We start from the raw sequence: 21,725 nt of genomic DNA, 5'->3' as shown, positions 1-21,725 counted from the left end.
TTATCTAGCAAGTCCTTTTACTACTAATAAAATACTACCTTCGTTTCTACTATTTTCAGCAGTTCCGGCACCATCAGGATTTAAGAAAGCGTCGTCTTTCCACGAATGTGCTTGTTGAATTAGTAAGAACGTATCTGGCTCTCCAATGATATCAGAAATATCAATCATTCCAGTTAATTCCCATTTTCCCCAACGATCGTCAAAACTTGCATATCCATTATCTACTGCTTCTACAGTTCTATGAGCAGATTCTAACACAACTTTTAATGCTCCTGTATTTAAATCATATTGGTATAAGTATGCATCGTGTTGTTTTACCATATCATCTACATATCCGTTAGGATCTTCTTGAATGTATGCGTAGTTTTCAGTGACTAAGATGTTATCAGGACTGTGGAAAGTTTTTGCTTTACTAGTTAAATCATCTCCATCTAATACTAAAGTCAATTTTCCAGCTAAAGGATTTCCTTCGTCTAATACTAGTTTGTACACACGACCATATTTTGTACGCGTATCTGAGTTTGAAGTGTGACCTGTAGCATTGAAATAGATTTCTCTGTTTGCCGCAGCAGAACCTTTTCTATAGTCGATATCTTCTACACGGTTGAAAGCCATCACACCTTTGGCGATGCTTTCGTTATTTAACTCGTTGTACGTAGTTTGATCTAATTGAACAAACTCAATATCATACTCATTCCCAATAATTAAATCTTTATCCGTAACGCTACCGTCACCAACTTTTAATCCGTATAAGTTTCCTCCGTGTAAGTCACCAACAGTGTTAGATACATACATTGCTAACTGTCCTCCAGCGTCTCCACGGCTATCATCACCAATCATTACCACTGTTTTCCCTGGGAATGCATCTTTTCCAATTGGCACTGCATTTTCAATAGTCCATTGTCCCATGGCAGGTAAAATTTCAGCAACGCTTGCATCATCAGCAGATTTATAAGGATCAACCACAAATACATTGTTTGTTGGCATTGCTCCCCATTCTCCACCACTTAAATATATAGGTCCATAACCGTGCTCTTCTGGCGTAGCTAAACTTCCTGAACATTGTGCAGTATTTCCAGTGGCATCAGAGTTTAAAATGTATTCACCTTTAATTGGCTTAAAAGTAGCATCTAAAGTAACACGTGCAATGGCATAATCAGCCTCAATATTATTGATTAGGGTGTACGTTCCGTCATCATTTTTTAAAAGCCCACAACCGTCAGCCATACTTCCATACACAAAGTTTGGAGATTCTGGCAAGGCATCTTCTGAGCTTAAAATACTGTATACTTCTACGTTTTCAAAACCAGCTTGCTTTGTAACAAAAGCAGGAGTCATAGAGTGGTTTTTAAGGTCAATAACACTAGTGTTGCCTCCAGGAGTTGTAGTTGTACCGTTGTTGTCATCATTATTACAAGACGCTAAAGAAATAAGTCCTGCTAATGCAAAAATTTTTGAAATGGTTTTCATCGATTATTAGTTTGCGAATTTTTAGTTGCACAAAACTATCGATGTTGTGTTAGTGAATTTTTAGCCAAATATTGTTTTACGATTATGCGTATATTAAGGAAACGTTTCGAGTTTAAGTTTGTATAAACTTACTGTAAAGACGTTTTTTTAAGTGTGGATTTTTTTATTTTATAGAGATGCTTTTGTATAGATTTTACTGATTATTAACAACTTAATACGATACGAATTCATCTATTCCGTTTCAGTCATTTTAGCTTGTTCCTTAAACCATGGATCAGTTAACTCTATGGCTTTCAATACATAATCGACAATAGGTTTTGGTGGTCCCATAGATTCAAAGCCATACGTATATCGAACGCCTTTGGTTTCTTTTCCATCAGAAAGTGTAATTTCTAACATGCATGTTTTTCCTTTTTTGTCAGGATCTTCATAAACGCCGTTCAATAACGATTCAAAATCTGGTGTAATTGTTTTTGTCAATTTTGTGAATATGCTGTCTTGCTGAATTCCGATGTAGAAGTTAGGATCAATTTCTTGCGTTCCATCTCCTTTGCGGTTAATTGTACCGTCTTTGTGAAGTAATATGACTAAGGAAGATTCATCATCAATATTGAGCTCTATCGTTGTTGCTTCATATTTTTTTTGAAGATTATTAGTTGCTTTTTGCGATTTGTTTTGTTCACATCCAAAAAGTGATAGTACAAATATGAAGATGAAAATTCTATTCGTTGAAAATTTTGTATTTAAAAGTCAGCCATAAATGCTAATTTAGAAATGGTATATCCGATATCATTTGTATAGCCTTTTATGATGTTTCCGTTTACTTTTATTCGTTTGGTTTCGTTGTTCTTTGTCACGAATACAATATAAAAATTGGGTTTAAATTTAATAATACCAGCTTTTTTTGAGTTCTTGATGGCTGCTAGTAACTCAACAATTTCACTTTCTTTGAGCTTTTTTATTTCAGCAAACTTCCCATTCGATTTTTCATCAGGTCTTACTAATTCTACACTTTTGATCTCATGAATATCTTTCGGATAATCAATTTGTATTTCCTCTTTTTTACAGGAAACAAATGATACAATAAGAAGTACGTATATTAGTCTCATGTTTGTTTTAGTTATTCGATTGTATACTTATCTAATTTATAATTTACGATTTTCCTAAAACCTAATTCGAAGTCACAATATTCCCATCACGCATCTCAATAGTCCTATCAGCCATATCAGCAAGTTCTTTGTTATGGGTAACGATGACAAAGGTTTGCCCAAATTCTTCTCGAAGTTTAAAGAATAAGTTGTGTAAGTTTTCTGCGGATTCTGAATCTAAATTTCCACTCGGTTCATCGGCAAAAATGATCGCAGGTTTGTTCATCAATGCTCTTGCAACCGCGACACGTTGTTGTTCTCCACCAGAAAGTTCATTGGGTTTGTGATGGTAACGACCAGACAATCCTAAAAAGTCCAGCAATTCCTTCGCTCTTTTTTCTGCAGCAACCTTGTCTGTTTTTTGAATGAACGCTGGAATACATACATTTTCAATAGCTGTAAACTCAGGAAGTAATTGGTGAAACTGAAAAATAAATCCAATATGATGATTGCGAAATTTTGCGAGTTCTTTTTCAGAAAGTTCTTCTGTTTTTACATTGTTGATTACAAGCGAACTGCCTTTTGATGGAGACATTTTATCTAAGGTTCCTAATATTTGTAATAAGGTGGTTTTTCCAGCACCAGAAGCACCTATGATAGAGACAACTTCACCTTTTTTTATTTCTAAATCAATGCCTTTTAAGACCTCTAAATTTCCGTATTGCTTGCGTATATTCTTAGCTGTAATCATGCAAAATATCTAATAATGCCACAATGTACTATATAAACCTGTCATGTACAATTATGAATTGATATTCCCGCTTCTTTTTTTGCTTCTAAAGAGGTTTTTTACATTGTTGTAATCAATAAAGTATACCAAACGAATCGATAAGGTATGATCAATAGGTTCGTCAAAAAGTCGATTCAAACTATCAAAATACGTTGCTTCAGATTCTTCAGTTTGGTTAAAGATTTGATTTCTATACAATGCTGTTAAGAAACTACCAGGACCAAATTGCCATGTATAGCTAAAGTCTAAATTCCATGTGCTAAAGTTGATATTTGAGTTTCCTAAACTTAAATCTTCAAAGGAACTTTGCGATTGCTCTAAGCGACCATTCTCTTGAAGAAAGTATGGAGTATCATCATAATCTACCGTTGTCCAATAATTTCTAAAGGTTAAATTCAGTGTATGGAAAGGATTAAAGCTATAATTACCCGAAATACGATTCACCAATTCAATTTGATCACGTTGGCCAAAGATAATTTCGTCTTCAAGATCGTTCGAATTATTTGCATAGCCTCTGCGATTGTTTTGAACATTCAGAGAAGAACTATAACTTAAAATGAACTTATCATTCACGCGAACTCTAGGTTCTATGTTCACGCGATATCTTGTAAAACCTTGTTCTTTTTCAAAGAAAGTAGCAAAGTTTGCATTGACATCTATTGCAAATGTTTTGTTATAATCCGTGGAAATAAATCCTCTGACATTAAAACGATTTTCTGTAATAAAGAAGCGTCTGTTATCAAAATCACGTGGTTCAAAGTAATCAAATTGCTTCCCTGGTGCAAAACTTGCATTTGCTCCAAAAGCCATTAAACTCTTCTTAGCAACGGCAAACATATTTACTCCAAAATTTGCACCTGTATATACATTAGGATCGTACAAACGACGATAATTTATCCACGTATTGATTCTAAAGTTATTTAGTTTTTCTGTAGGTTCAAATATTTGGTATGAAGCGTCCAAACCAAAGTTGTTAAAGTTATTTCGTAAATTTAACCCTAAGTCGTTGATATCAAATGTAGTATTGGAAAAACTGTGATCGAAACTGTATCTAAATTTTCCGCTAATCTTACGAATCGCAAAGAACGAATTGAATCCAGTTTCTGTTCCTGTGGTTAAATTTCTGTTGCTCAATTTTAATTGCGCATCAATATTAACTGTATTCTTTTTATTCACGATATCAGCTACAAGTGCAGTAACATTAGCATCTCTAAATCGACTTCCGTTTCTAGTTACGTTGGTGTTAATTAAACTAACAGAAGAGTTTTTGTTGAACTGTTGATCAACAACCATTATATTATAGTTTGTCAACGGTTCTACAACTTCTTCTCGGAATTCACTTGTATCATTATTTCGAACTGTAGCTATAGTCTTTTCAGTAATCGCATTAAAAAATCCAATTCCCAAACCATTTTTAGTTCTACCAGAAACTTTCACAGCATTGATGAGTTTTACTTCACTTGGAAAATCAACTACTTCCTCATTGTCAGCAGTATCGACACTTCCCGAAGGAGCATTTCCAATGCGGCGCGAGAAGAATAAATTCCCTTTGTTGAACAAATCGACACCTTCGGTAAAGAATTGTCGTTGCTCCGAAAATGTTTGTTCAAATGGACCGAGGTTTAATTGCAAATTGTCAAATCCAGCTTGACTGAAATCAGGAACTAAAGTAGCATCAAGTGTAAAATTTTCGGTAATTCCATATTTTACATCCATTCCAAAATTATATTCATCGGTTGTTTCTCCATCTCTAGAACGAATTACCGTAGAGGCAAACGGATAAAAAATCAAACGAGTTGGTGGTTGAATGTCGCGTAAACCTTTCAACTCGCCAGCATATAATCCAATATACCCTTTTGTAGGATCAAACGGGTTCCATGTATATTGTTTTCTTGTTTTTCTGAATTGTCTGTGAAATTGAATTCCCCAAGTTGGTTCTTTTTGATTGGTAAAACGAAGTGTTCTATAAGGAATTTTTACTTCGGCAATCCAACCATCATCTACTAGTTTAGAAGCATTTTGCCAAACGGCATTCCAACTAAAATCTTCTCCAACACTAGGATTGGCTATGGCATCTGCTTGATTTCCACTTGGAAAAACCACAAAATTTGTATCGTTTTGACCATCGTTATTTGGATTGATGGAAATAATAAAAAAATCGTTAATTCCAAAATTATCACGACTCGTAAACTGTCGCATGATGTTTTCAGGCTTATCACGCAAATAGGCAGCTACATAAATAGCTTCATCGTCATACGTCATTCTAACAATCGTTTTTTGATCTTCAGGTAAAGTATTCCCAATTGATGGACGAAACTGTACAAAATCAGTAGCTATATCAGTATCTTTCCAAACGTCATCATCTAACACTCCATCTATTATTGGAGGTGTTGTTGTACGCTTTATGTTATATACTTTTTTGGGTATGCTATCTTGAGCAAAACTGCTTACTGTAAAAGAAAGAAGTAGTACGAATACTAAAAAACGGCTCATTATTTTTAATTTTTTTTGATTGATTGACGTCTTAAAGAGATTGGGAATCAATGATTATTACAGTAAGACTGTCGCAAAACTACTCGGATACTTTGCTTTTTTATCCTAAAAAAAAGTTAAATATCCTTTAAAAATGTTAACATTTATAGTCATTTACGATGTTTTGATAGTCCTTTTTTTGAGTATCTTTAACAACAATGAAAATGAAATTATTGAGCAATGCCTTACAGAAAATTAGAAGAATACAACATACAAGTAACTAATGAAGTAAAAGATCGTTATAAGACTATTATAGAGGAACTTGGAGAAGATACAACACGTGAAGGTTTGTTAAAAACGCCAGAGCGTGCAGCCAAAGCTATGCAGTTTTTGACACAAGGATACGAAATGGATGCTGCAGAAATATTGAAAGGAGCGATGTTTTCGGAGGATTATGATGATATGGTCATTGTAAAAGATATTGAGTTGTATTCGTTGTGTGAACATCATATTTTACCATTCTTCGGGAAAGCGCATATTGCTTATATTCCAAATGGACATATTGTAGGATTGAGCAAATTGCCTCGTATTGTAGATGTTTTTGCGAGAAGATTGCAAGTGCAAGAACGTTTAACGCACGATATTTTAGAATGTATCAATAATACGTTGAAGCCTAAAGGTGTAGCCGTGGTGATTGAAGCATCGCACATGTGCATGATGATGCGTGGTGTACAAAAACAAAACTCAGTGACAACGACATCAGGTTTTAGAGGTGCTTTTGAAAAAATAGAAACCCGAACGGAGTTTTTAAAACTTATTAGTTCAGATTTATCTTAGTTTGCTCTTTTGAAGATTTACAACTACATATTACTGCTATTCTTTTTTGGCAATTTTGCTTTTGGACAAGAAAAGTTTTCCGATTGGAATACTTTTGAAAAGTCGTTTGTTAAGAGCTATAATCGTTTGCATATTGCGGATTTACAAATTTACTATGTAGATAATTTGGAGTTAATAAAGAGCAAGCGGAATGTGGAGAAGCAAGAAAAGATGTTTCAACAATATCAAAAAGCATTGCAATCCATTGATAAAACAAAGCTTACCCAAGAACAACAATTGGATTATGCTTTGGTTTCTTATGAAATTAAGTTACACCTAGAACGAATTGCTCTTGAAAAAAAATGGTTGAACATAAAGCCTAGAAAGATTTCCCAAGAAGGTTTGAGAAATGTTCCAATGGGAAAGGAATGGTATGCCTATTTCTTAAAAAAATGGGTAGATGCAGAAGTGACGCCTGATACTTTGTTTCAATTTGGTTTATCAGAAATTGAACGTGCTAAAAAAGCCATGAAAGCGATAGAAAAAGCTTCTGGTTTGGATAGTTTGGAATATCAAAAATATATCAATAGTGATATTTTTTTTTTAAATGATGTCAAAACGGTTCAATATGTATTTGAAAGTTATAAAAAAGCAATTTATCCAAATTTGATTGGCTTTTTTCCAAAAATAGATCAATTACCTGATGTAAAAATTGAACGAGGAACAAATAAAGCCTATGCACAAGTTCCTGCGTACTATGCAGAAGTTAGAAACACTTTTTATTATAACTTTTTTGATAAACCTTTCAACAAACGTCAAGTAGCTTGGATTTACATGCATGAAGCTATGCCGGGACATCATTATCAAATTAAATATGAACAGCAACTAGAACAATCTGCTATTCGAAGCTTATTTACAAGCAATGGCTATCGTGAAGGTTGGGCAGCGTATGTAGAAGAATTAATCTATGATTTTGGACCTGAAACAACCAAATACGATGAATTAGGAAAGTGGGAATGGGATATTATTCGTTCTGTACGTGTTTCTATGGATGTTGGCTTGAATTATTATGGTTGGAGCGACGAAAAAGCATTGGAATTTTGGCAACAACATATTCAAGGTCAAGATGATATTGCAAAACGTGAAATTGGACGTATGAAACGTTGGCCAGCACAAGTTATTACTTATAAATATGGTGCAAATAAAATTTCAAAATGGAAAGCAAAGCTTAAAAAAATGTTGCCATCTGGGGAAGCTTTTCCGTGGTTACAGTTCCATACAAAGATTTTAGAAAATGGAGCATTGCCTTTTTCCGTAATGGATTCTGAGATTTTTTGGAAGTAGATTTTTAGATCGCTGACGCCATGAATTAAGATCGCTAAGCTACTAGATTTTAGACATGTTAGATACACTTACTTTTGAATCAGTCCCGCATGTTAGTATTTAGATGAATTTGTATGTTTCTAAAACTCTATCATGCTACTGCATTAATTTCTATTTCTAATTTCGCTACTTCAGATGCTATAATAGGTTTTAATTTATACGTGCGAGTCTTAATAATAAACTCTTTAGCTTCTTTAAAATTCTTTTGCTCAAATGCAGTACTCGCTAAATTTAACAAGACTATTGAGGTATCGTTTTTTGTTCTTAAACCAATTTCCAAAGCCTTGTTAAATTCAGTAAAGCTCTTTTCCCATTCTTGTTTGTTTGAAAAAATATATCCAAGAGTAAAATGGTAATAACTTTTATGACTTTTACTGAGTCGCATAGGATTTTTAATTGTTGAAATTAATTTTTCAGCCTTGTCAAATCTTCCTTTTTTAATCTCTTCAAATGCAATGTAAACAGTTCCATATCTGTAATATCCATACACAAAAAGAAGTGATGAAAATAGTATTATACCTACGCTTATATATTCGTCTTTTGGGTAAAGATAGAATGCGAAAACTATGGATAGAATTATTAATAAGATTCGCGAGAATGGAGTAAACATAAGTTATAAGCTTTTTTATACTTTCTGTGACTTGAATTTTCAAACTTAAACTTTTCAAGTACATTAAGTTATAAAACTATAAGAATTTTAGTTAGTATCAAATTCTATTTTCCTCATAATATTCCAAAATATGCTTTGGAATGTTCATTTTCTGAGGTAAACCTTCATCTGGAATAGGATATTCAGCTATCTGTCTTATAGGAATCAAACCTGCCCAAACATCTAAATTATAATCTTCAGGTTCATCATTTACACCAACATCTCTAATTTTTGCGGAAGCAGTTTCAATGGTCATTTCTACCACAAGTGTTCTGTCTAATTCTTCTTTAGTCATTTCTCTAATTCCGTCCCAACGACCTTTCATCATGTGTTCCATAAAACAAAATAAAGCAGCATCTTTTTCTTTTGGATCTTCTACTTTTTTTAGGGAACCAAATAGTGTTGCCGAACGATAGTTTACCGAATGATGCAGTCCAGAACGCGCCAAAACCAAGGCATCTAAATGCATGACGGTCATGCTCATTTTTTTGGCTTTAAGCAAAGCAAGTAACATTCTATTAGCTTGTGAGCCATGTAAGTAAATTTTATTGTCTTTTCTTCCATACGCCATAGGTAAACTAATCGCTTGGTCTTCATAGATATAGTTTACATATCCGATAAAACCTGAATCTAAGATGGTATTGATGGTAGCTATATCATACGTTGCTCTATTTTGCCCACGTTTTACTCTGTTCGTTTTTGATTTTGAATATTCTTGCATATTTATATGTTTTTTGAGAATACTATATTTTCGTAAATAGTACCATTGACTAGAAAATTTAGTGTTCCCACGTTTTTAAATTGATTTCGTTGGTAAAATTTGATAGCTCTATCATTTTTATTATGGATAGAAAGCCATATCTGTATCCATTTGTGCTATTTTTGCTTTGTCTTCAATTAAATCTAGAAATTGCTGCCCGATTTTTAAAGGAATAAATTCGTTCCAAGCGACACACATTATCAGAAGCCACACTTTCATGTGTAGCATTCAATATGAATTTTGCATAACCAATAGGATAATCATTTGAATAGATCAGAAAGAAAATATTGTTAGTATTCTTTAAATCATTTCTGGTTTTTGCAACTGAAAAAGCACCGTCACAATACTTTGATAAATTGTTTTTATTCGGAATAAAATGTCCATGCGATTCTACATAAGTAATTCTTCCCAATACAGTCAAAACACTTGTGTCAGCTTCATTTACTATTTTTATGGTAATCATTTGTATTTAGACTTTATCTTTTTTCTGGAGGAATATTTTTATGCACATCAGAATGTAGCTTGGCTTTCTCCAAATCTTTTGGTTTTAATACTTCTATAGTAGAAGCTGGATATTTCTCAATGATTTTTTTGAGGCGAATAGGACGAGTTACAAAATTTCCAGAGCAACTTGGACAAACATTTTCAAAGACTTCTAGCGCACAACTTTTACAATAAGTACATTCAAAAGTGCATATCATTGCTTCGGTAGAGGTGTTTGGTAATTCTTTATTACAATGTTCGCAATTAGGTCTTATTTCTAACATAATTATAAATATTTATTTGTAATTACATCTATGTGCCAAATATCATGTCCTAAAATGGTAAAAGCAGCAGCTCTAGCTGACATAGCGCCTCCATTAGAATTTCCTATAAATGCTAAATCGTCATCGGATACACTGTTTAGTAAAGCAATGAAATTGTTACGGTTTATAATGAATTCATTCAATAAATCTTGAATAGATTTATCATGCGCTTTTGAAGGTTCAACATAAATATTTTGATCAAAGCCTGTTAACGCGGTAGTATCTCTTCGGGCAATTCGAAAGCAACGATACATAAAAATACGTTCTGTATCAATCAGATGTTGCAGTACTTCTTTAACGCTCCATTTAGTTGGTTGATAACGGAAGCTTAGCTTTTCTTCAGGAATAGATGTAAAGAAATTGACCACCGATTTTTTTCCAACTTCAAAACCTTTTCGCAGTTGTGTATCGTTGGCTAATTTATCAATATATCTTTTGTAATACTCATCAAATTCTGAGGAGTTTAAATCTGATTTTGTCATGTGTTTCAGTTTTATAATTCAAAAATACTATATTTATGGACTCTTAAAGTGATCCAGAATTTATATAATAAGTAGTCCAGATGTTTCCATATAAAACCAGTATTCAGTTTGATAGAAAGGGAAATCAGCCTTTGTATTTACAATTGTCGAATCAAATTATTCAATTCATCAAAAATCAGCAACTTCCGTCTAATACAAAGTTGCCAGGAAGCAGAACACTTGCGGAGCAATTGAATGTACATCGAAAAACAATTGTTGCTTGTTATGAAGAGTTGTTACTACAAGGTTGGGTAGAGAGTATTCCTAAAAAAGGAACATTTGTGCATCACAATTTGCCAGAATTGGAACAACAAAAACTAGACGATGGAGTTGTGTTAAATTCTAAAACAACGACTGGTTTTTCTTTTTATAAAAATGACATCTTGCCGCATAAACCAAATGAAAAACTAGCAGATTTTATATATCTGAATGATGGTATTTCTGATGGAAGATTGACTCCACTAGATGAAATTGCCAGAACCTACAGGAGAATTTCTGCCAAGAAAAATGTATTCAAACACTTGTCGTATGGAACAACGTATGGAAATGCTTCATTGCGCGAAGTATTAGTAGATTATTTGAATTCAACCAGAGGGTTACATATTACAAAAGATAACATACTTATTACGCGTGGAAGTCAGATGGGAATTTGGTTGTCATCACAACTATTACTTGAAAAAGAAGATGTGATTATTGTAGGAAATACAAATTATGGATCTGCAGATTCCACTTTTTTGAATCGCAATGCAATTATAAAACGGGTTTCTGTTGATATGGACGGAATTGTCACTGAAGAAATAGAAAAATTATGCAAGCAGCAACCTATAAAAGCTGTTTATGTTACTTCACATCATCATCATCCAACTACGGTAACACTTTCTGCCAAAAGGCGAATACATCTTTTAAATCTTGCCAAGCGTTATCATTTTGCAATTATTGAAGATGATTACGATTATGATTTTAATTACAATCATGCGCCAATTTTACCGCTTGCGAGTCATGACGCTAATGGCAATGTAATTTACATTGGTTCAGTATGTAAAACAGTTGCACCTGTGTTTAGAGTAGGATATTTGATTGCTTCCAAAGAGTTTGTGGCAGAAGCTGCCAAGTTGAGAGGATTTGTAGATAGGCAAGGAGATGCCCTGTTGGAATTGACTTTTGCTAGTTTTATTAAATCTGGCGATTTAGACAGACATATTCGGAAAGTATTGAAAACTTACAAGCAACGTCGCGATCTGTTTTGTAAGCTTTTGAAAGAAGAATTGAGTGATTTTTTCGAATTTGAAATTCCCAAAGGCGGTATGGCAGTTTGGGCAAAACTGGATACAAGATATGATTGGTCAATTGTGTCAGAAATTGCAAAAAAGCATCAATTAGAAATAGGCGAATGGGAACGTTATGACTTGGCGAATGTTGGACATAATTATATACGAATCGGTTTTGCTTCTTACAATGCAGTAGAGATTCATGAATTAATTAGAAGGCTAAAAAATACACTTTATGAAGTGAGAGTGAAGGAATAGATTTTTATTTCTTCTCCAAATAGATTGTATCCTTTAGCAAAAAAAATCCATCCGCTTTTTTCATAGAAGTTTTTTTAAATCTGTAGAAAGATATACCGTTTTAAAACCTTTGTTTTTACATTCGTTTATAGCATTTGTTATCAATTTTTTGGCAATTCCTTGATTTTTGAAGTTTTCATCCACAAACAGGCAAGCGAACCAAGGAAATATATCTTGTCTGCTAATAATATCATTGATTAATAATGCATAACTGGCTATGATTTCATCGTTATGTAACAATAGATAAAATTTAGGCAACGCGTTATTTTCAGAAACTGAATTTTTAATACAATCTCTATAAAAGTCGAAATTGGAATCGCTTCCCCATTGTTTCCAAAAGTAGGCGATTCCTTTTTCGAGTAAATGATTATTTTTTGTGATTACTTCTATTTTCACAATACTTATTTCATTAATGCTATTTGGAATTTTGTTGCGTTAAACGCCACTTCTAAGCCTTTAAGATTAGATTCAAGTGCGCCAATTTCAAACAAACTGTTCAGATGTTTTGTTTGTTTTTCGATATTATCAGTATCTCTTTGAAAGATTAGATATTTTAAAAGAATTAAATTACCCATAATTTCATCTGATAGATTGATATCTTTTTCTTTCAAAGCTGCATCAATAGCAATTTTAATTTTAGCATCATTTTCAGGTAATTCATCAAAAAGATACGCATTGGCCAAATCAGACTTGTTTATGCTAGCATAATCATTTTGATCAGACATGTCTTTTCGATAGATCATTTTGTTTCTATTTAAAAAATACCATCTTGTGTAGGAGTCGTTCTCCATTTTTATTTCCTTTTCAAACTCTCTTTTCTGAGGGCTCCAGTTGGTAAACGCAATTAAAAGCTCTGTACCATCATCTTTCTTGAGGATGGCAAACTTGATCAAATAATTTCGGTCTCCAGGTTTTTCAATTTCAACATCCAATCTGTTTTCTATAGAAACATATTTTTTTACTGCTTTAAATATAGCGGAAACATCTTCGGGAGTTGCTTCAGGAAATAGATTCTCTCTCAAAAACACATCGATATATAAATAATGTGTTAAGTAGAAATCATGTATTTTGAGGTAATTCACTTCTTTAAGGTGTTCAGACTTTATGTTGATTTTTTCAGATTGTGTATACCCGAAACTTGTAACTAAAGCAAGTAACGAAGTGATTAAGAATTTTTTGTACATTTTATCTTTCTGTAAAAAAGGAAGATATTTTTGAGATAGAGGAGTGGACTACAAACGATCAAGGAAAGTCTTGGAAGGCAAAACAAATTACAATAAATTCTACCAAAGTTAATGTACGTCCTTTTGCGGTTCGAGGCGTTTAGAAAGGCAATCCTGTACAAGTATTGTGGTTACAGAATACTAATTATATTTATTATACGCATGTTACACGTGGAAAAGAAACTTCGTTAGATTTTAAAGATCGATATCAAACGGCAGTGAAAATGAATTTGAAGAAAACAACTCTAAATTCAGAATTCACTTTAGCTAATTTAAAAGAGCTGTTACGTCAAATTACGGAGCGTTTATTAGAAAACCCTGATTGTGATTTGGCTCAAAACGATTGGCGTTATGGAATACGATTTGCTGGAATTGATGCCTTTTATCAAATTTCTAAGGAAGAACGCTATAAAAACGAATTGCGAAATATTCAACAATATCAAACTGAAGAAAACGATGATATAGATGAAGAAGAAATTGATTTGTGTGACTTAATTTGGTCATATAGAATAGAAAATGATCTGAATGCACTTCAAAAAATAGAATCTTTAACCTTAGAGGATTTTGATGATTACGAAGTGAGTTTAGCATTTGCCTCGCAAATATATGCCGTTAAAAACTACGAGAATTATATGCTTGCGATAGATCAAGTGAAAGCGAATTATACAAAATCAATAGGATATTTGTTAGAAGTATTACAATCTCAATATTTTGGCAAAACATCAAGGATAAAGGCACTTATGATTTACTGTGTAACAGCAGGTTTACGAAATGGATATTTGAAAAAAAGCATTTTGATACAGTTTTAGCTGCTTGGAAGCAACTTCAAATAAAACTTCTTAAAAAGAATCGTTTTCAAAAACTGGATGCAGACACGAGTGCAGCAATCTTACTTGCAAGAACAGAAATTTATGCTCTGCTAAAATCTAACACTTAACACCAAATACCCATTTAGTTTAAAGTTCTAAAATCAGCTTCCGAAAAGTTATCTTCCATAAAGTTATATCCAATATCATATGTAGTTATGTGCCCATTTTTTAGATAGATTGTATACAAGTGTCCGTTAGATTCTATTCTTTTTATATCTGAATTAAAATAACCGCCATGAAACACATATTTCTTTTCAAAATCTGATGGTATAATGGTTGCACTTTGAAGTGCTTTCCATAGTAGAAAAGTTTCTGATTTGCTTAGAAATAATCGTTTGTTATCCTTTTCAAAATAGATAAGATCTAAATTTGATATTTTTTCATTGAATGGAATTGCAGCAAGTTGTATTTGTTGATCTAAATTCAAAGTTGCACAATATGCCCAGAGCAATTCCTTTGTGCCAGCTTGTCCGTAATCACTAATGGTTTTTACAATTGTACCATTATTCAGGAATGTAGAAGAAACAGTTTCGTCATCTGTATGACCAACACTATAGGACGTTTTTACTTTTGAAATTTGAATGTCTTCTAATTTTTTGAAAATATATTTGGTAAATTCTGGCGAAATTTTTCCTTTATATAATCCGATGTTGTTAGTAAACTTTTCTCCATAATACGTAACGGAACCGTCTCTTTTAATAGAAATATTCATGATAGGACATCTGCCAAAACAACCAGAACGCGACAATACAACTTGATCGAAGTAAAGCGGATCTTTTTCTTTTTTTTCCAATGGTACTAGCCTAAGGTATGTGCCATCCTTTCGTTTTAAAATGAGTGTATCTTTCAGAGAAGCATCAATCGTACACTTAAACACAAGTTTTTGCTGCAAAGGATGCTGTACAAATAAACTATCCGTTTTTAATTGATACGGAACAAATCCCACGAAAGTGTTATAGCTTCTTTTTCCAGTAATAGTATCAAAGTTATATTCAATAAATTGCCTGAAATATTCTAGTTTGTTTTCTTGAAAGTTGATTCCAATTGGGATTCTAAAAATAGATGGTTTGACAGATTCTATAATTAAATCAGTATCTTTTTTCTTTTCACTTTCAGCATATCTAGCGTATATCCATGTGCCTTGTATTTTATTTTGTAATGAAATTTGCTGTTTCGACTCTGTACAATTCCATAGTAAAAGGGCACTACAAAATATCAAAATACTATTTTTCATATAGAAGTAATTGGGTTGCTTAAATATACTAGCTTTACAGAAAATGTCTTGACAAAGCATATTAAATAATAGGAGTTTATTTCTTACTTAATACGATGTGAAAACTAACAATTTTTATTGTAAAATTATTGAATGTATTCTCATATAGTCTGTAATTTAGAATTCTTAATCAAAAAAATTGATCAAGTTAAAAAAGGTAGTAGAACTCAAAGGTGTTGAAAAACTCACAAAAGAAAATCAAAAAACAATTAACGCCAGTATCATAGGAGAGGGTTTTGGAGGTCCTTGTGTAGATAGTAACGATTGTGCAGCAACGAATACAATACCATCTATTTGTTGTTCAGGAATTTGTGTGTACACCTTTAATTGGCGAGACGTTTGCTAACAAATAGTATGAATAAAAAAAATCCCATAGTTGAATGCTAAGGGATTTTTTATGTTCGGTAGTAGGTTTACTTTATTGAATAGTTACATCAAAAGTTACTTCGATATCCGTAGATCCTCCAGCATTTGCCAAACCAGTATTTGGTTTTGTTGGCTCATGACGTAAGGTAAACGTAATTGTACCTGTGCCAGCAGCTCCAGCAGCGGCATCAAACGTAGTTCCTAATGGATTGTTGTTTCCATCAAAGTTTGTGTACGTTGTTGTTAAGTCAAGTCCGCCACCGATTGTGTAGAAAAATTGGTGCTCATCATCTTCTTCTTCTACTTCTTCAGTAACATTTTCAGCAGGATCCTCTGTTTCGTTTAACAATACTATAGCTCCGTTGTATGTTGTGTTAGCAACTAAGTTTCCAGAAACAGTTACTACAGGAGCATTTGGTCCGTCACCATCTAAATCTCTAGATTGTAAGGTAACTGCTGTTCCTCCTCCATTAGGGGTCAAAGTTACAGTAATCGTTGTAATTACCTCTTCTTCATTTACTGGCACTGGCGCTGCATCATCGTCATTAGAACAACTTGTAAAAAGTGTTCCTGTAATAGCAATTGCTGTTAAAATTGAAATTTTGAATTTTCTCATGTTCGAATTTTTAATTTAATAAGTGAATTTTAGATTTAATAAAAAGTTTCTTCCTAAATCGTCTGCATAATATCGTAAACGATTTAAGTAGTTTCGATAATTTGTATCGAATATATTAGTCATTGATAACCCTAGATGTAGCGTTGATTTTTTACTCAATGAAAAATCAACATTTGTATGTAAATGCAATAAGTGATACGCACTTGGAGGTTCGCTTATACGCACTGTTTCTTCTGAATCTAATTCTGGAATAAATGATTGAAAATCATTATCAGGATACTCATTTTGTGCAAATGTATACTCGCTTTGCAGTTCAATTCGTAGGTTTTTTAATTTTTTGTTTTGGTATACTAAGCCGTTCATTGTGTTTACTGGCGGCATGTTTATTAAGGGAATATCAAGTTTTTCATCATATCCTTTTACTAGAGAAAATTGATGGTAAAAATTAAAATATTCATTTAATGTAACTGATGCATCAATATCAACACCTACAAGCGTTGCATCGGTTTGTCGGTATTCCCAAACAGGGAAAATCCCTCTATTAGTTTGGTTGTCACCTGTAGGTTCAATGAGTATAAAGTCATTGATAAAATTTATGTATGGATTTACAGAGAATCCGAAAATAGATCCTTGCTTCTGTAAAGTAATCGACATCTTGTGTGCAATTTCCGAGTCAAAACGTAAATCGCCTAATTCAATTCTTGAAGCAGAATGATGTAAGCCTTCGCTAAATAATTCAGATGGATTCGGAGCGCGGGAAGCCATCGAATAATTTGCGAATATTTTATAATTTTCATTCAGTGTATAGCGTGCTCCCAAGGTTGCGGAGACGTTTGAATAATCCAATTTAGGGTTGGTAAGTACTTGAGTTCCTAAATCTTCCACAACGAGTTCAGGAAAAAGTATATCATAGTTTCTATTTTGCCAAAAAGAACTTCTATAAAACTTTTGGGCATCTATATTAAAATAATCAAATCTACCACCAACTTCGACCAAAAAGTTGTCCGTTATTGAAAAGTCAGCAATACCGTAAATTCCAAAATTATATCTTTCATAATCAGGAATAAGTCTTCGTACACCTGTACTTGGATCCGCCACATTTTTTTGATATTGTGCCATGATTCCAGTTTTCAAGTTATAAAGCTTGGTATTATCTGTCTCTAAATCCAAACGAATTGTTTGTGAGCTTAATGCTAAATCCACTGCTGCTCTGTCATCATCTTCACTGTTTCTACGAACATCAAATTCGAGGCGTTCGTTTTGTTGAAAGTCATATTGGAGCGTTATCTTTCCAAAATTCTTAAAGTTTTTGAACGCACGTACTTTGAACAAATGATGTGTTACATCTTGCTTTGGAGCGTTAATGTCATACGTGAAATCCCTAACAACTATCGGAAAACCACTGTTGATAGCGCGAACTAAATCGCCAGCATTACCAACATGTGAAGCACGCAAAATGCCGATTTCATTTTTAAAGAAAGAATAATAAGCTTCAAGACCGTAATCAAAACGATTGATCCCTATTCTTGCTGAAATACTACGTTCAAAAACCCCTGTATTACTTAATACATAATCTGGTGCTTCATAATCACCAAATCGTTTGAGGTTGCCTTGAATAGAACCATACCAGCCATTTACATAGCTTTTGGTAAGGGACGAAGTAATATTTCCGCCGCGACCATTGGTTGCAGCTGTGACATGCGTTTTGCCGTAGATGGTATCTTTGACAGGAATTTTGGAAGCTTCAGTAACGATAATTCCACCAATGGCATCACCACTATATTTCAATGCACCAGCGCCTTTGATAAGTGTGATATTTCCAATAGCGTTTACATCGATACTTGGAGCGTGTTCAGCTCCCCATTCCTGATCTTCCATTCGGACTCCGTTGTTCATGACAACGACGCGACTACTGTGTAATCCATTTATAATTGGCTTCACTACAGCATTTCCTGTATTTAATGATGAAACCCCACTTAAGGTGTTGAGTACATCTCCAAATGAGGCACTGCTATAGCGATCTAATTGCTGTTCCGTTATTTTCTGCTCAAAATTCGTCTTAGTTTTACTACCATAAACCGAAGCATTTAACGTAATTGCATTTAGCTCTTCTAAATGATGTTCGAGGCGAAAGGTTTTTTGTATGTTACCTTTAACTTTCACTTTAAAAGCTTGTGTTGCACAATTTGGATGTGACACTTGAATCGTATAATTTCCTTCGCATAGATTTGAAAATGTATAATTTCCATTGATATCTGATTGTGAAATTTTCTCTAGTCCTGCAATGATTAATGTAGCTCCTGGGAGTACAGAATCATCGTGTAAATCGATAACCTTACCAGATAGTGTATAGTTGCAGTTTTGACTTTGCATAACCATAGCACTAAAGAGCATTAACATAAATAAATATGTTCGCATGTAAATTCTTTAATTAAAAATAATGTGTTTTTTCTTGCATTCAAGACAACACCGGAGGTGCACGAAGTTGTGTATTCGTTAAAGGTGAGTAGTAGCACAAAGGAGTTGTAGTACCAAGTGCTATTTTTGATATAAATGGAGTTATTACTGTTTCAGGGTAACTAGTAAACTCAAAAATAAATGTTGAGAATTGACAGTCACACATTTCACAATGCACTACATTTTCATGAACATGATCTTCTTGTTCGTGACATATAGTGTATCCGTGATCTTCTTCTAATTGATGCGAAAACTGTATATATGCAGGAAGCGCCATTGTTACAAGTAACAAAGAAGCAATAAGTATTTCCTTTATGTTAATTACGGTTTTCATTGGGTTTATCATCAATTACAGCATTGAAAATTATCAAACAAAAGTAGAAAAAGCTTTCCAGTAAAAAAAATTAGTATCGATAGAATTACTAAATTATAACAAAGTTGGTAGGGTTTGTAGGAAATGAATAAGTAAAAGTTTGTACTTAATTCACCTTGAAACGATTAAAAGATTGCCAGTATTTGTCTTTATAAATATCAAAATCAATTTGAATACGATTTTTGTATTTCTGTTGAATGCTGTATAGAATTTTTGATGGTTTTCTAAAATCGATGCATGCAAAGTATATTTCTCTCAGACCATTCGCTGTTTGCCTTCCAATATTGATATAACCATCTTCATCTTTTAAAACAGCCATTATCTTTTCTTCTATTTCAGAAAGTAGTTGATAGGTAGTTTCATCAGGCATTCCATTGGTGTTTGTTCCGTCGTATTTGAGTTCTACCACAACAACCCATGGATGTGAAGCTTTGCTATCCCAATGTAATACATCTGTATTTACAACAGCCAATAGTGGCAGTCCATTTTCGAGTGTTGCTTCAAGTCCTGCATAACTGTCGTTTTCGGTATTGTGTCGCAATCCTTTGTATTTTTCTACGAATTCTTTTTCTCTCCAGATTAAAAAATCTTTTAGCTTTTCTATAGGAACTAATTCTTGCGCAGCATCTTTTGTGTTGATGATGTTTATATTATCTATAGTGGTAACAGTATTCAATTCGCCAAAAAAATTATCTAAGGTAAGGTATACGCCATTGATAATAATGTTTTTGTTTTCGTCATTAAAATCTTGATGCGTTATGGTAATATCAATTTCATCTGGCAATTCTGAATGATCATTTGAATAGAAATGCATTGTATTTACACCAAATACATACCCATTCATCTCTAGTTTATATTCAGCAATGTTAGAAGCTTGTTTGAGTGCTGTTATTTTCCAACGTTTCATATTTGGTGCAGCGGCTACCATTTCTTCTACAAAAGCAATGTTTTTAGTAATACCATCTGCTGTTAAAATGAGTTCTGCTGTATCATCATCAAACATACCAGCAACATACCAAAAGCCTTCCTTTAATTGCTTTAGTTTTGGAGCAATTTTATCAAAAAAGGCATGTTGAATATCACCGTTATTTTTTACAACTTTATAGAATCTACCTTCATTTTTTTCAAACCATTTCCAAAAATCAGCATAGGAGTGTATGGTTTCTTCTTTTGAACCAAATAGTGATTTGAAAAAATTCATGCTTAATTGCTTTTAAAGTTTTATTTGATAATGCGCATGCGCTTGAGCATTTTCTTTTCAAATTCCCAGAAAAATTTGAATTGACCTAAGAGTGCTCCAAAAACAATTAATAAAACTTGATAAATAGGAAGAATAATAATGATACGAGTCGTCCAATATAAAAAACTTCCAAAAAAGCCTTCAGGAAAGATCGAAGGTGTAAAACCAACCCATTCTAACAAAGGTTTAGCAATCCGCACAGAGCTTGTTCCTGTTAGGGCAAATACCAAAAATATGGCAATGATTTCCCAACGGTAGTTGGTAACCCATTTGCTTTCAAGCTTTTTAAAACACCATAAAAAGAAGCGCAACATGATGTAGTAAAAAAGTAATACACCAACAGCGACTAGCGCATAATAGAGAATTTTGTCTTCATGACGATCCACAAAAGAACGAATGATATTTTTTGAAAAAAGATATGCAGTATAGAGTAACGAAAGGATTCCTAAAAAAGGAAAGATTAGTTGCCAGTTGTGTTTAATTTCCCAACGTTTTTTAAATGAGGTCATGTGTATTTTTTTGCGCATGCAAATATACATAACTTCTGCATTATATCCGAGCAGGAAAGGCTGCTAACTGTTGCTTGTATTTTTGTTGAAAGAATACAAAATAATAATACAGTTGGTAGTTGACTTCATACCCATAATCTACATTTGATCGGTAATTGATTTGCTGTTGATACAAGGTATTGTCGTAACGAGCTGGTTCAATGACGCGCTGATTCCATTCAGTAACATAAATAATATTCTTATTTTCTAAGAATTGTTGCGAATAGTAATCTCTTGGTCGCGCATATCCTTGTAACCAAGCACTAAAACCAGGCTCAAAGATGATGATTTCGTGTTCTAGTTCATCACTAGCAATACGAATGGTATCAGACACTTTTTGGATGTCGTCTTTTTTTTGGGTCATTGTTTTTTGTGGACTCGAACATGAATAGACGACAATTCCTGCTAAGGCCAATACTGCGAATACTTTTTTCATAAAA

The 21,725-nt window shown here is 33.3% G+C and carries 24 protein-coding genes; 5 read left to right on the top strand and 19 right to left on the bottom strand.

Going from position 1 to position 21,725, the window contains the following annotated elements:
• The 5 genes from MK119_RS18185 to MK119_RS18165 form a co-directional block, all read right to left on the bottom strand.
• Positions 1-1,470: an alkaline phosphatase PhoX gene (locus MK119_RS18185; RefSeq protein ID WP_290681745.1), complete on the bottom strand. Its 1,470-nt coding sequence runs from the start codon at positions 1,468-1,470 to the stop codon at positions 1-3.
• A 231-nt stretch (positions 1,471-1,701) separates the two neighbouring features.
• Positions 1,702-1,950: a hypothetical protein gene (locus MK119_RS18180; RefSeq protein WP_290681742.1), complete on the bottom strand. Its 249-nt coding sequence runs from the start codon at positions 1,948-1,950 to the stop codon at positions 1,702-1,704.
• A 263-nt stretch (positions 1,951-2,213) separates the two neighbouring features.
• Complete coding sequence (locus tag MK119_RS18175; protein WP_290681740.1) at positions 2,214-2,579, bottom strand: hypothetical protein; 366 nt, start codon at positions 2,577-2,579, stop codon at positions 2,214-2,216.
• Between the two features lie 61 nt (positions 2,580-2,640).
• Positions 2,641-3,309: an ABC transporter ATP-binding protein gene (locus MK119_RS18170; protein WP_290681737.1), complete on the bottom strand. Its 669-nt coding sequence runs from the start codon at positions 3,307-3,309 to the stop codon at positions 2,641-2,643.
• A gap of 51 nt (positions 3,310-3,360) precedes the next feature.
• Positions 3,361-5,841: a DUF5916 domain-containing protein gene (locus MK119_RS18165; protein WP_290681734.1), complete on the bottom strand. Its 2,481-nt coding sequence runs from the start codon at positions 5,839-5,841 to the stop codon at positions 3,361-3,363.
• Positions 5,842-6,060: 219 nt separating this feature from the next.
• On the opposite strand from MK119_RS18165, the gene folE reads away from it, so the two are divergent.
• Both folE and MK119_RS18155 read left to right on the top strand, forming a co-directional pair.
• Positions 6,061-6,657, top strand: a complete 597-nt coding sequence (gene folE / locus MK119_RS18160) for a GTP cyclohydrolase I FolE (RefSeq protein WP_290681731.1) — start codon at positions 6,061-6,063, stop codon at positions 6,655-6,657.
• Between the two features lie 9 nt (positions 6,658-6,666).
• Positions 6,667-7,980 carry a DUF885 domain-containing protein gene (locus tag MK119_RS18155; RefSeq protein WP_290681728.1) on the top strand — a complete coding sequence of 438 codons (1,314 nt, stop codon included), beginning with the start codon at positions 6,667-6,669 and terminating at the stop codon, positions 7,978-7,980.
• A gap of 130 nt (positions 7,981-8,110) precedes the next feature.
• Here the strand turns inward: MK119_RS18155 and MK119_RS18150 are convergent, their stop codons facing one another.
• From MK119_RS18150 to MK119_RS18130, 5 genes are all read right to left on the bottom strand, one after another.
• Positions 8,111-8,629, bottom strand: a complete 519-nt coding sequence (locus MK119_RS18150; protein WP_290681725.1) for a hypothetical protein — start codon at positions 8,627-8,629, stop codon at positions 8,111-8,113.
• Between the two features lie 97 nt (positions 8,630-8,726).
• Positions 8,727-9,389, bottom strand: a complete 663-nt coding sequence (locus MK119_RS18145; protein ID WP_290681721.1) for a pyridoxamine 5'-phosphate oxidase family protein — start codon at positions 9,387-9,389, stop codon at positions 8,727-8,729.
• 172 nt (positions 9,390-9,561) lie between these two features.
• Positions 9,562-9,891 (bottom strand): hypothetical protein, encoded by a 330-nt coding sequence (locus tag MK119_RS18140; RefSeq protein WP_290681717.1) that lies wholly within the window; start codon positions 9,889-9,891, stop codon positions 9,562-9,564.
• 13 nt (positions 9,892-9,904) lie between these two features.
• Positions 9,905-10,195, bottom strand: a complete 291-nt coding sequence (locus tag MK119_RS18135; RefSeq protein ID WP_290681714.1) for a DUF1272 domain-containing protein — start codon at positions 10,193-10,195, stop codon at positions 9,905-9,907.
• 2 nt (positions 10,196-10,197) lie between these two features.
• Complete coding sequence (locus MK119_RS18130; protein WP_290681711.1) at positions 10,198-10,716, bottom strand: DinB family protein; 519 nt, start codon at positions 10,714-10,716, stop codon at positions 10,198-10,200.
• A gap of 80 nt (positions 10,717-10,796) precedes the next feature.
• On the opposite strand from MK119_RS18130, the gene MK119_RS18125 reads away from it, so the two are divergent.
• Positions 10,797-12,281: a PLP-dependent aminotransferase family protein gene (locus tag MK119_RS18125; protein WP_290681708.1), complete on the top strand. Its 1,485-nt coding sequence runs from the start codon at positions 10,797-10,799 to the stop codon at positions 12,279-12,281.
• A gap of 60 nt (positions 12,282-12,341) precedes the next feature.
• On the opposite strand, the gene MK119_RS18120 is transcribed toward MK119_RS18125, so the two are convergent.
• Together MK119_RS18120 and MK119_RS18115 are read right to left on the bottom strand one after the other, a co-directional pair.
• Positions 12,342-12,716: a GNAT family N-acetyltransferase gene (locus MK119_RS18120; protein ID WP_290681705.1), complete on the bottom strand. Its 375-nt coding sequence runs from the start codon at positions 12,714-12,716 to the stop codon at positions 12,342-12,344.
• A gap of 5 nt (positions 12,717-12,721) precedes the next feature.
• Entirely contained in the window at positions 12,722-13,504 is a 783-nt protein-coding gene (locus MK119_RS18115) for a hypothetical protein (protein ID WP_290681702.1), read from the bottom strand.
• Between the two features lie 164 nt (positions 13,505-13,668).
• On the opposite strand from MK119_RS18115, the gene MK119_RS18110 reads away from it, so the two are divergent.
• A complete protein-coding gene (locus tag MK119_RS18110; protein ID WP_290681699.1) occupies positions 13,669-14,352 on the top strand; it encodes a hypothetical protein in 684 nt (227 codons plus the stop codon).
• Between the two features lie 142 nt (positions 14,353-14,494).
• Here the strand turns inward: MK119_RS18110 and MK119_RS18105 are convergent, their stop codons facing one another.
• Positions 14,495-15,646: a DUF6438 domain-containing protein gene (locus MK119_RS18105; RefSeq protein ID WP_290681696.1), complete on the bottom strand. Its 1,152-nt coding sequence runs from the start codon at positions 15,644-15,646 to the stop codon at positions 14,495-14,497.
• A gap of 178 nt (positions 15,647-15,824) precedes the next feature.
• On the opposite strand from MK119_RS18105, the gene MK119_RS18100 reads away from it, so the two are divergent.
• A complete protein-coding gene (locus tag MK119_RS18100; protein WP_290681693.1) occupies positions 15,825-16,031 on the top strand; it encodes a hypothetical protein in 207 nt (68 codons plus the stop codon).
• Positions 16,032-16,103: 72 nt separating this feature from the next.
• Here MK119_RS18100 and MK119_RS18095 read toward each other — a convergent pair whose 3' ends face one another.
• From MK119_RS18095 to MK119_RS18070, 6 genes are all read right to left on the bottom strand, one after another.
• The gene (locus tag MK119_RS18095) at positions 16,104-16,667 is read right to left on the bottom strand and encodes a type 1 periplasmic binding fold superfamily protein (RefSeq protein ID WP_290681690.1); all 564 of its coding nucleotides are present in this window, start codon (positions 16,665-16,667) and stop codon (positions 16,104-16,106) included.
• A gap of 15 nt (positions 16,668-16,682) precedes the next feature.
• Positions 16,683-19,085 (bottom strand): TonB-dependent receptor, encoded by a 2,403-nt coding sequence (locus tag MK119_RS18090; protein ID WP_290681687.1) that lies wholly within the window; start codon positions 19,083-19,085, stop codon positions 16,683-16,685.
• Between the two features lie 40 nt (positions 19,086-19,125).
• Positions 19,126-19,458, bottom strand: a complete 333-nt coding sequence (locus MK119_RS18085; protein WP_290681684.1) for a hypothetical protein — start codon at positions 19,456-19,458, stop codon at positions 19,126-19,128.
• A 145-nt stretch (positions 19,459-19,603) separates the two neighbouring features.
• A complete protein-coding gene (locus MK119_RS18080) occupies positions 19,604-20,698 on the bottom strand; it encodes a DUF695 domain-containing protein (RefSeq protein ID WP_290681681.1) in 1,095 nt (364 codons plus the stop codon).
• Positions 20,699-20,718: 20 nt separating this feature from the next.
• Positions 20,719-21,246 (bottom strand): DUF6787 family protein, encoded by a 528-nt coding sequence (locus tag MK119_RS18075; RefSeq protein WP_290681677.1) that lies wholly within the window; start codon positions 21,244-21,246, stop codon positions 20,719-20,721.
• Between the two features lie 40 nt (positions 21,247-21,286).
• Positions 21,287-21,725, bottom strand: a 439-nt coding sequence (locus MK119_RS18070) for a DUF6146 family protein (protein ID WP_366512842.1), incomplete at its 5' end; no start/stop codon positions are given.

This window comes from Kordia sp. (assembly GCF_022447245.1).
Classification (GTDB): domain Bacteria; phylum Bacteroidota; class Bacteroidia; order Flavobacteriales; family Flavobacteriaceae; genus Kordia.
This window is presented reverse-complemented; position numbering and strand designations above follow the sequence as displayed.

Bases quoted from the DNA above. Each gene is read 5' to 3' on its own strand.
- MK119_RS18185 (WP_290681745.1), bottom strand. From the start codon at position 1,470: ATGAAAACCATTTCAAAAATTTTTGCATTAGCAGGACTTATTTCTTTA.
- MK119_RS18175 (WP_290681740.1), bottom strand. From the start codon at position 2,579: ATGAGACTAATATACGTACTTCTTATTGTATCATTTGTTTCCTGTAAA.
- MK119_RS18165 (WP_290681734.1), bottom strand. From the start codon at position 5,841: ATGAGCCGTTTTTTAGTATTCGTACTACTTCTTTCTTTTACAGTAAGC.
- MK119_RS18090 (WP_290681687.1), bottom strand. From the start codon at position 19,085: ATGCGAACATATTTATTTATGTTAATGCTCTTTAGTGCTATGGTTATG.
- MK119_RS18080 (WP_290681681.1), bottom strand. From the start codon at position 20,698: ATGAATTTTTTCAAATCACTATTTGGTTCAAAAGAAGAAACCATACAC.
- MK119_RS18075 (WP_290681677.1), bottom strand. From the start codon at position 21,246: ATGACCTCATTTAAAAAACGTTGGGAAATTAAACACAACTGGCAACTA.
- MK119_RS18115 (WP_290681702.1), bottom strand. From the start codon at position 13,504: ATGTACAAAAAATTCTTAATCACTTCGTTACTTGCTTTAGTTACAAGT.
- MK119_RS18135 (WP_290681714.1), bottom strand. From the start codon at position 10,195: ATGTTAGAAATAAGACCTAATTGCGAACATTGTAATAAAGAATTACCA.
- MK119_RS18105 (WP_290681696.1), bottom strand. From the start codon at position 15,646: ATGAAAAATAGTATTTTGATATTTTGTAGTGCCCTTTTACTATGGAAT.
- MK119_RS18085 (WP_290681684.1), bottom strand. From the start codon at position 19,458: ATGAAAACCGTAATTAACATAAAGGAAATACTTATTGCTTCTTTGTTA.
- MK119_RS18095 (WP_290681690.1), bottom strand. From the start codon at position 16,667: ATGAGAAAATTCAAAATTTCAATTTTAACAGCAATTGCTATTACAGGA.
- MK119_RS18145 (WP_290681721.1), bottom strand. From the start codon at position 9,389: ATGCAAGAATATTCAAAATCAAAAACGAACAGAGTAAAACGTGGGCAA.
- MK119_RS18130 (WP_290681711.1), bottom strand. From the start codon at position 10,716: ATGACAAAATCAGATTTAAACTCCTCAGAATTTGATGAGTATTACAAA.
- MK119_RS18150 (WP_290681725.1), bottom strand. From the start codon at position 8,629: ATGTTTACTCCATTCTCGCGAATCTTATTAATAATTCTATCCATAGTT.
- folE (WP_290681731.1), top strand. From the start codon at position 6,061: ATGCCTTACAGAAAATTAGAAGAATACAACATACAAGTAACTAATGAA.
- MK119_RS18140 (WP_290681717.1), bottom strand. From the start codon at position 9,891: ATGATTACCATAAAAATAGTAAATGAAGCTGACACAAGTGTTTTGACT.
- MK119_RS18170 (WP_290681737.1), bottom strand. From the start codon at position 3,309: ATGATTACAGCTAAGAATATACGCAAGCAATACGGAAATTTAGAGGTC.
- MK119_RS18125 (WP_290681708.1), top strand. From the start codon at position 10,797: ATGTTTCCATATAAAACCAGTATTCAGTTTGATAGAAAGGGAAATCAG.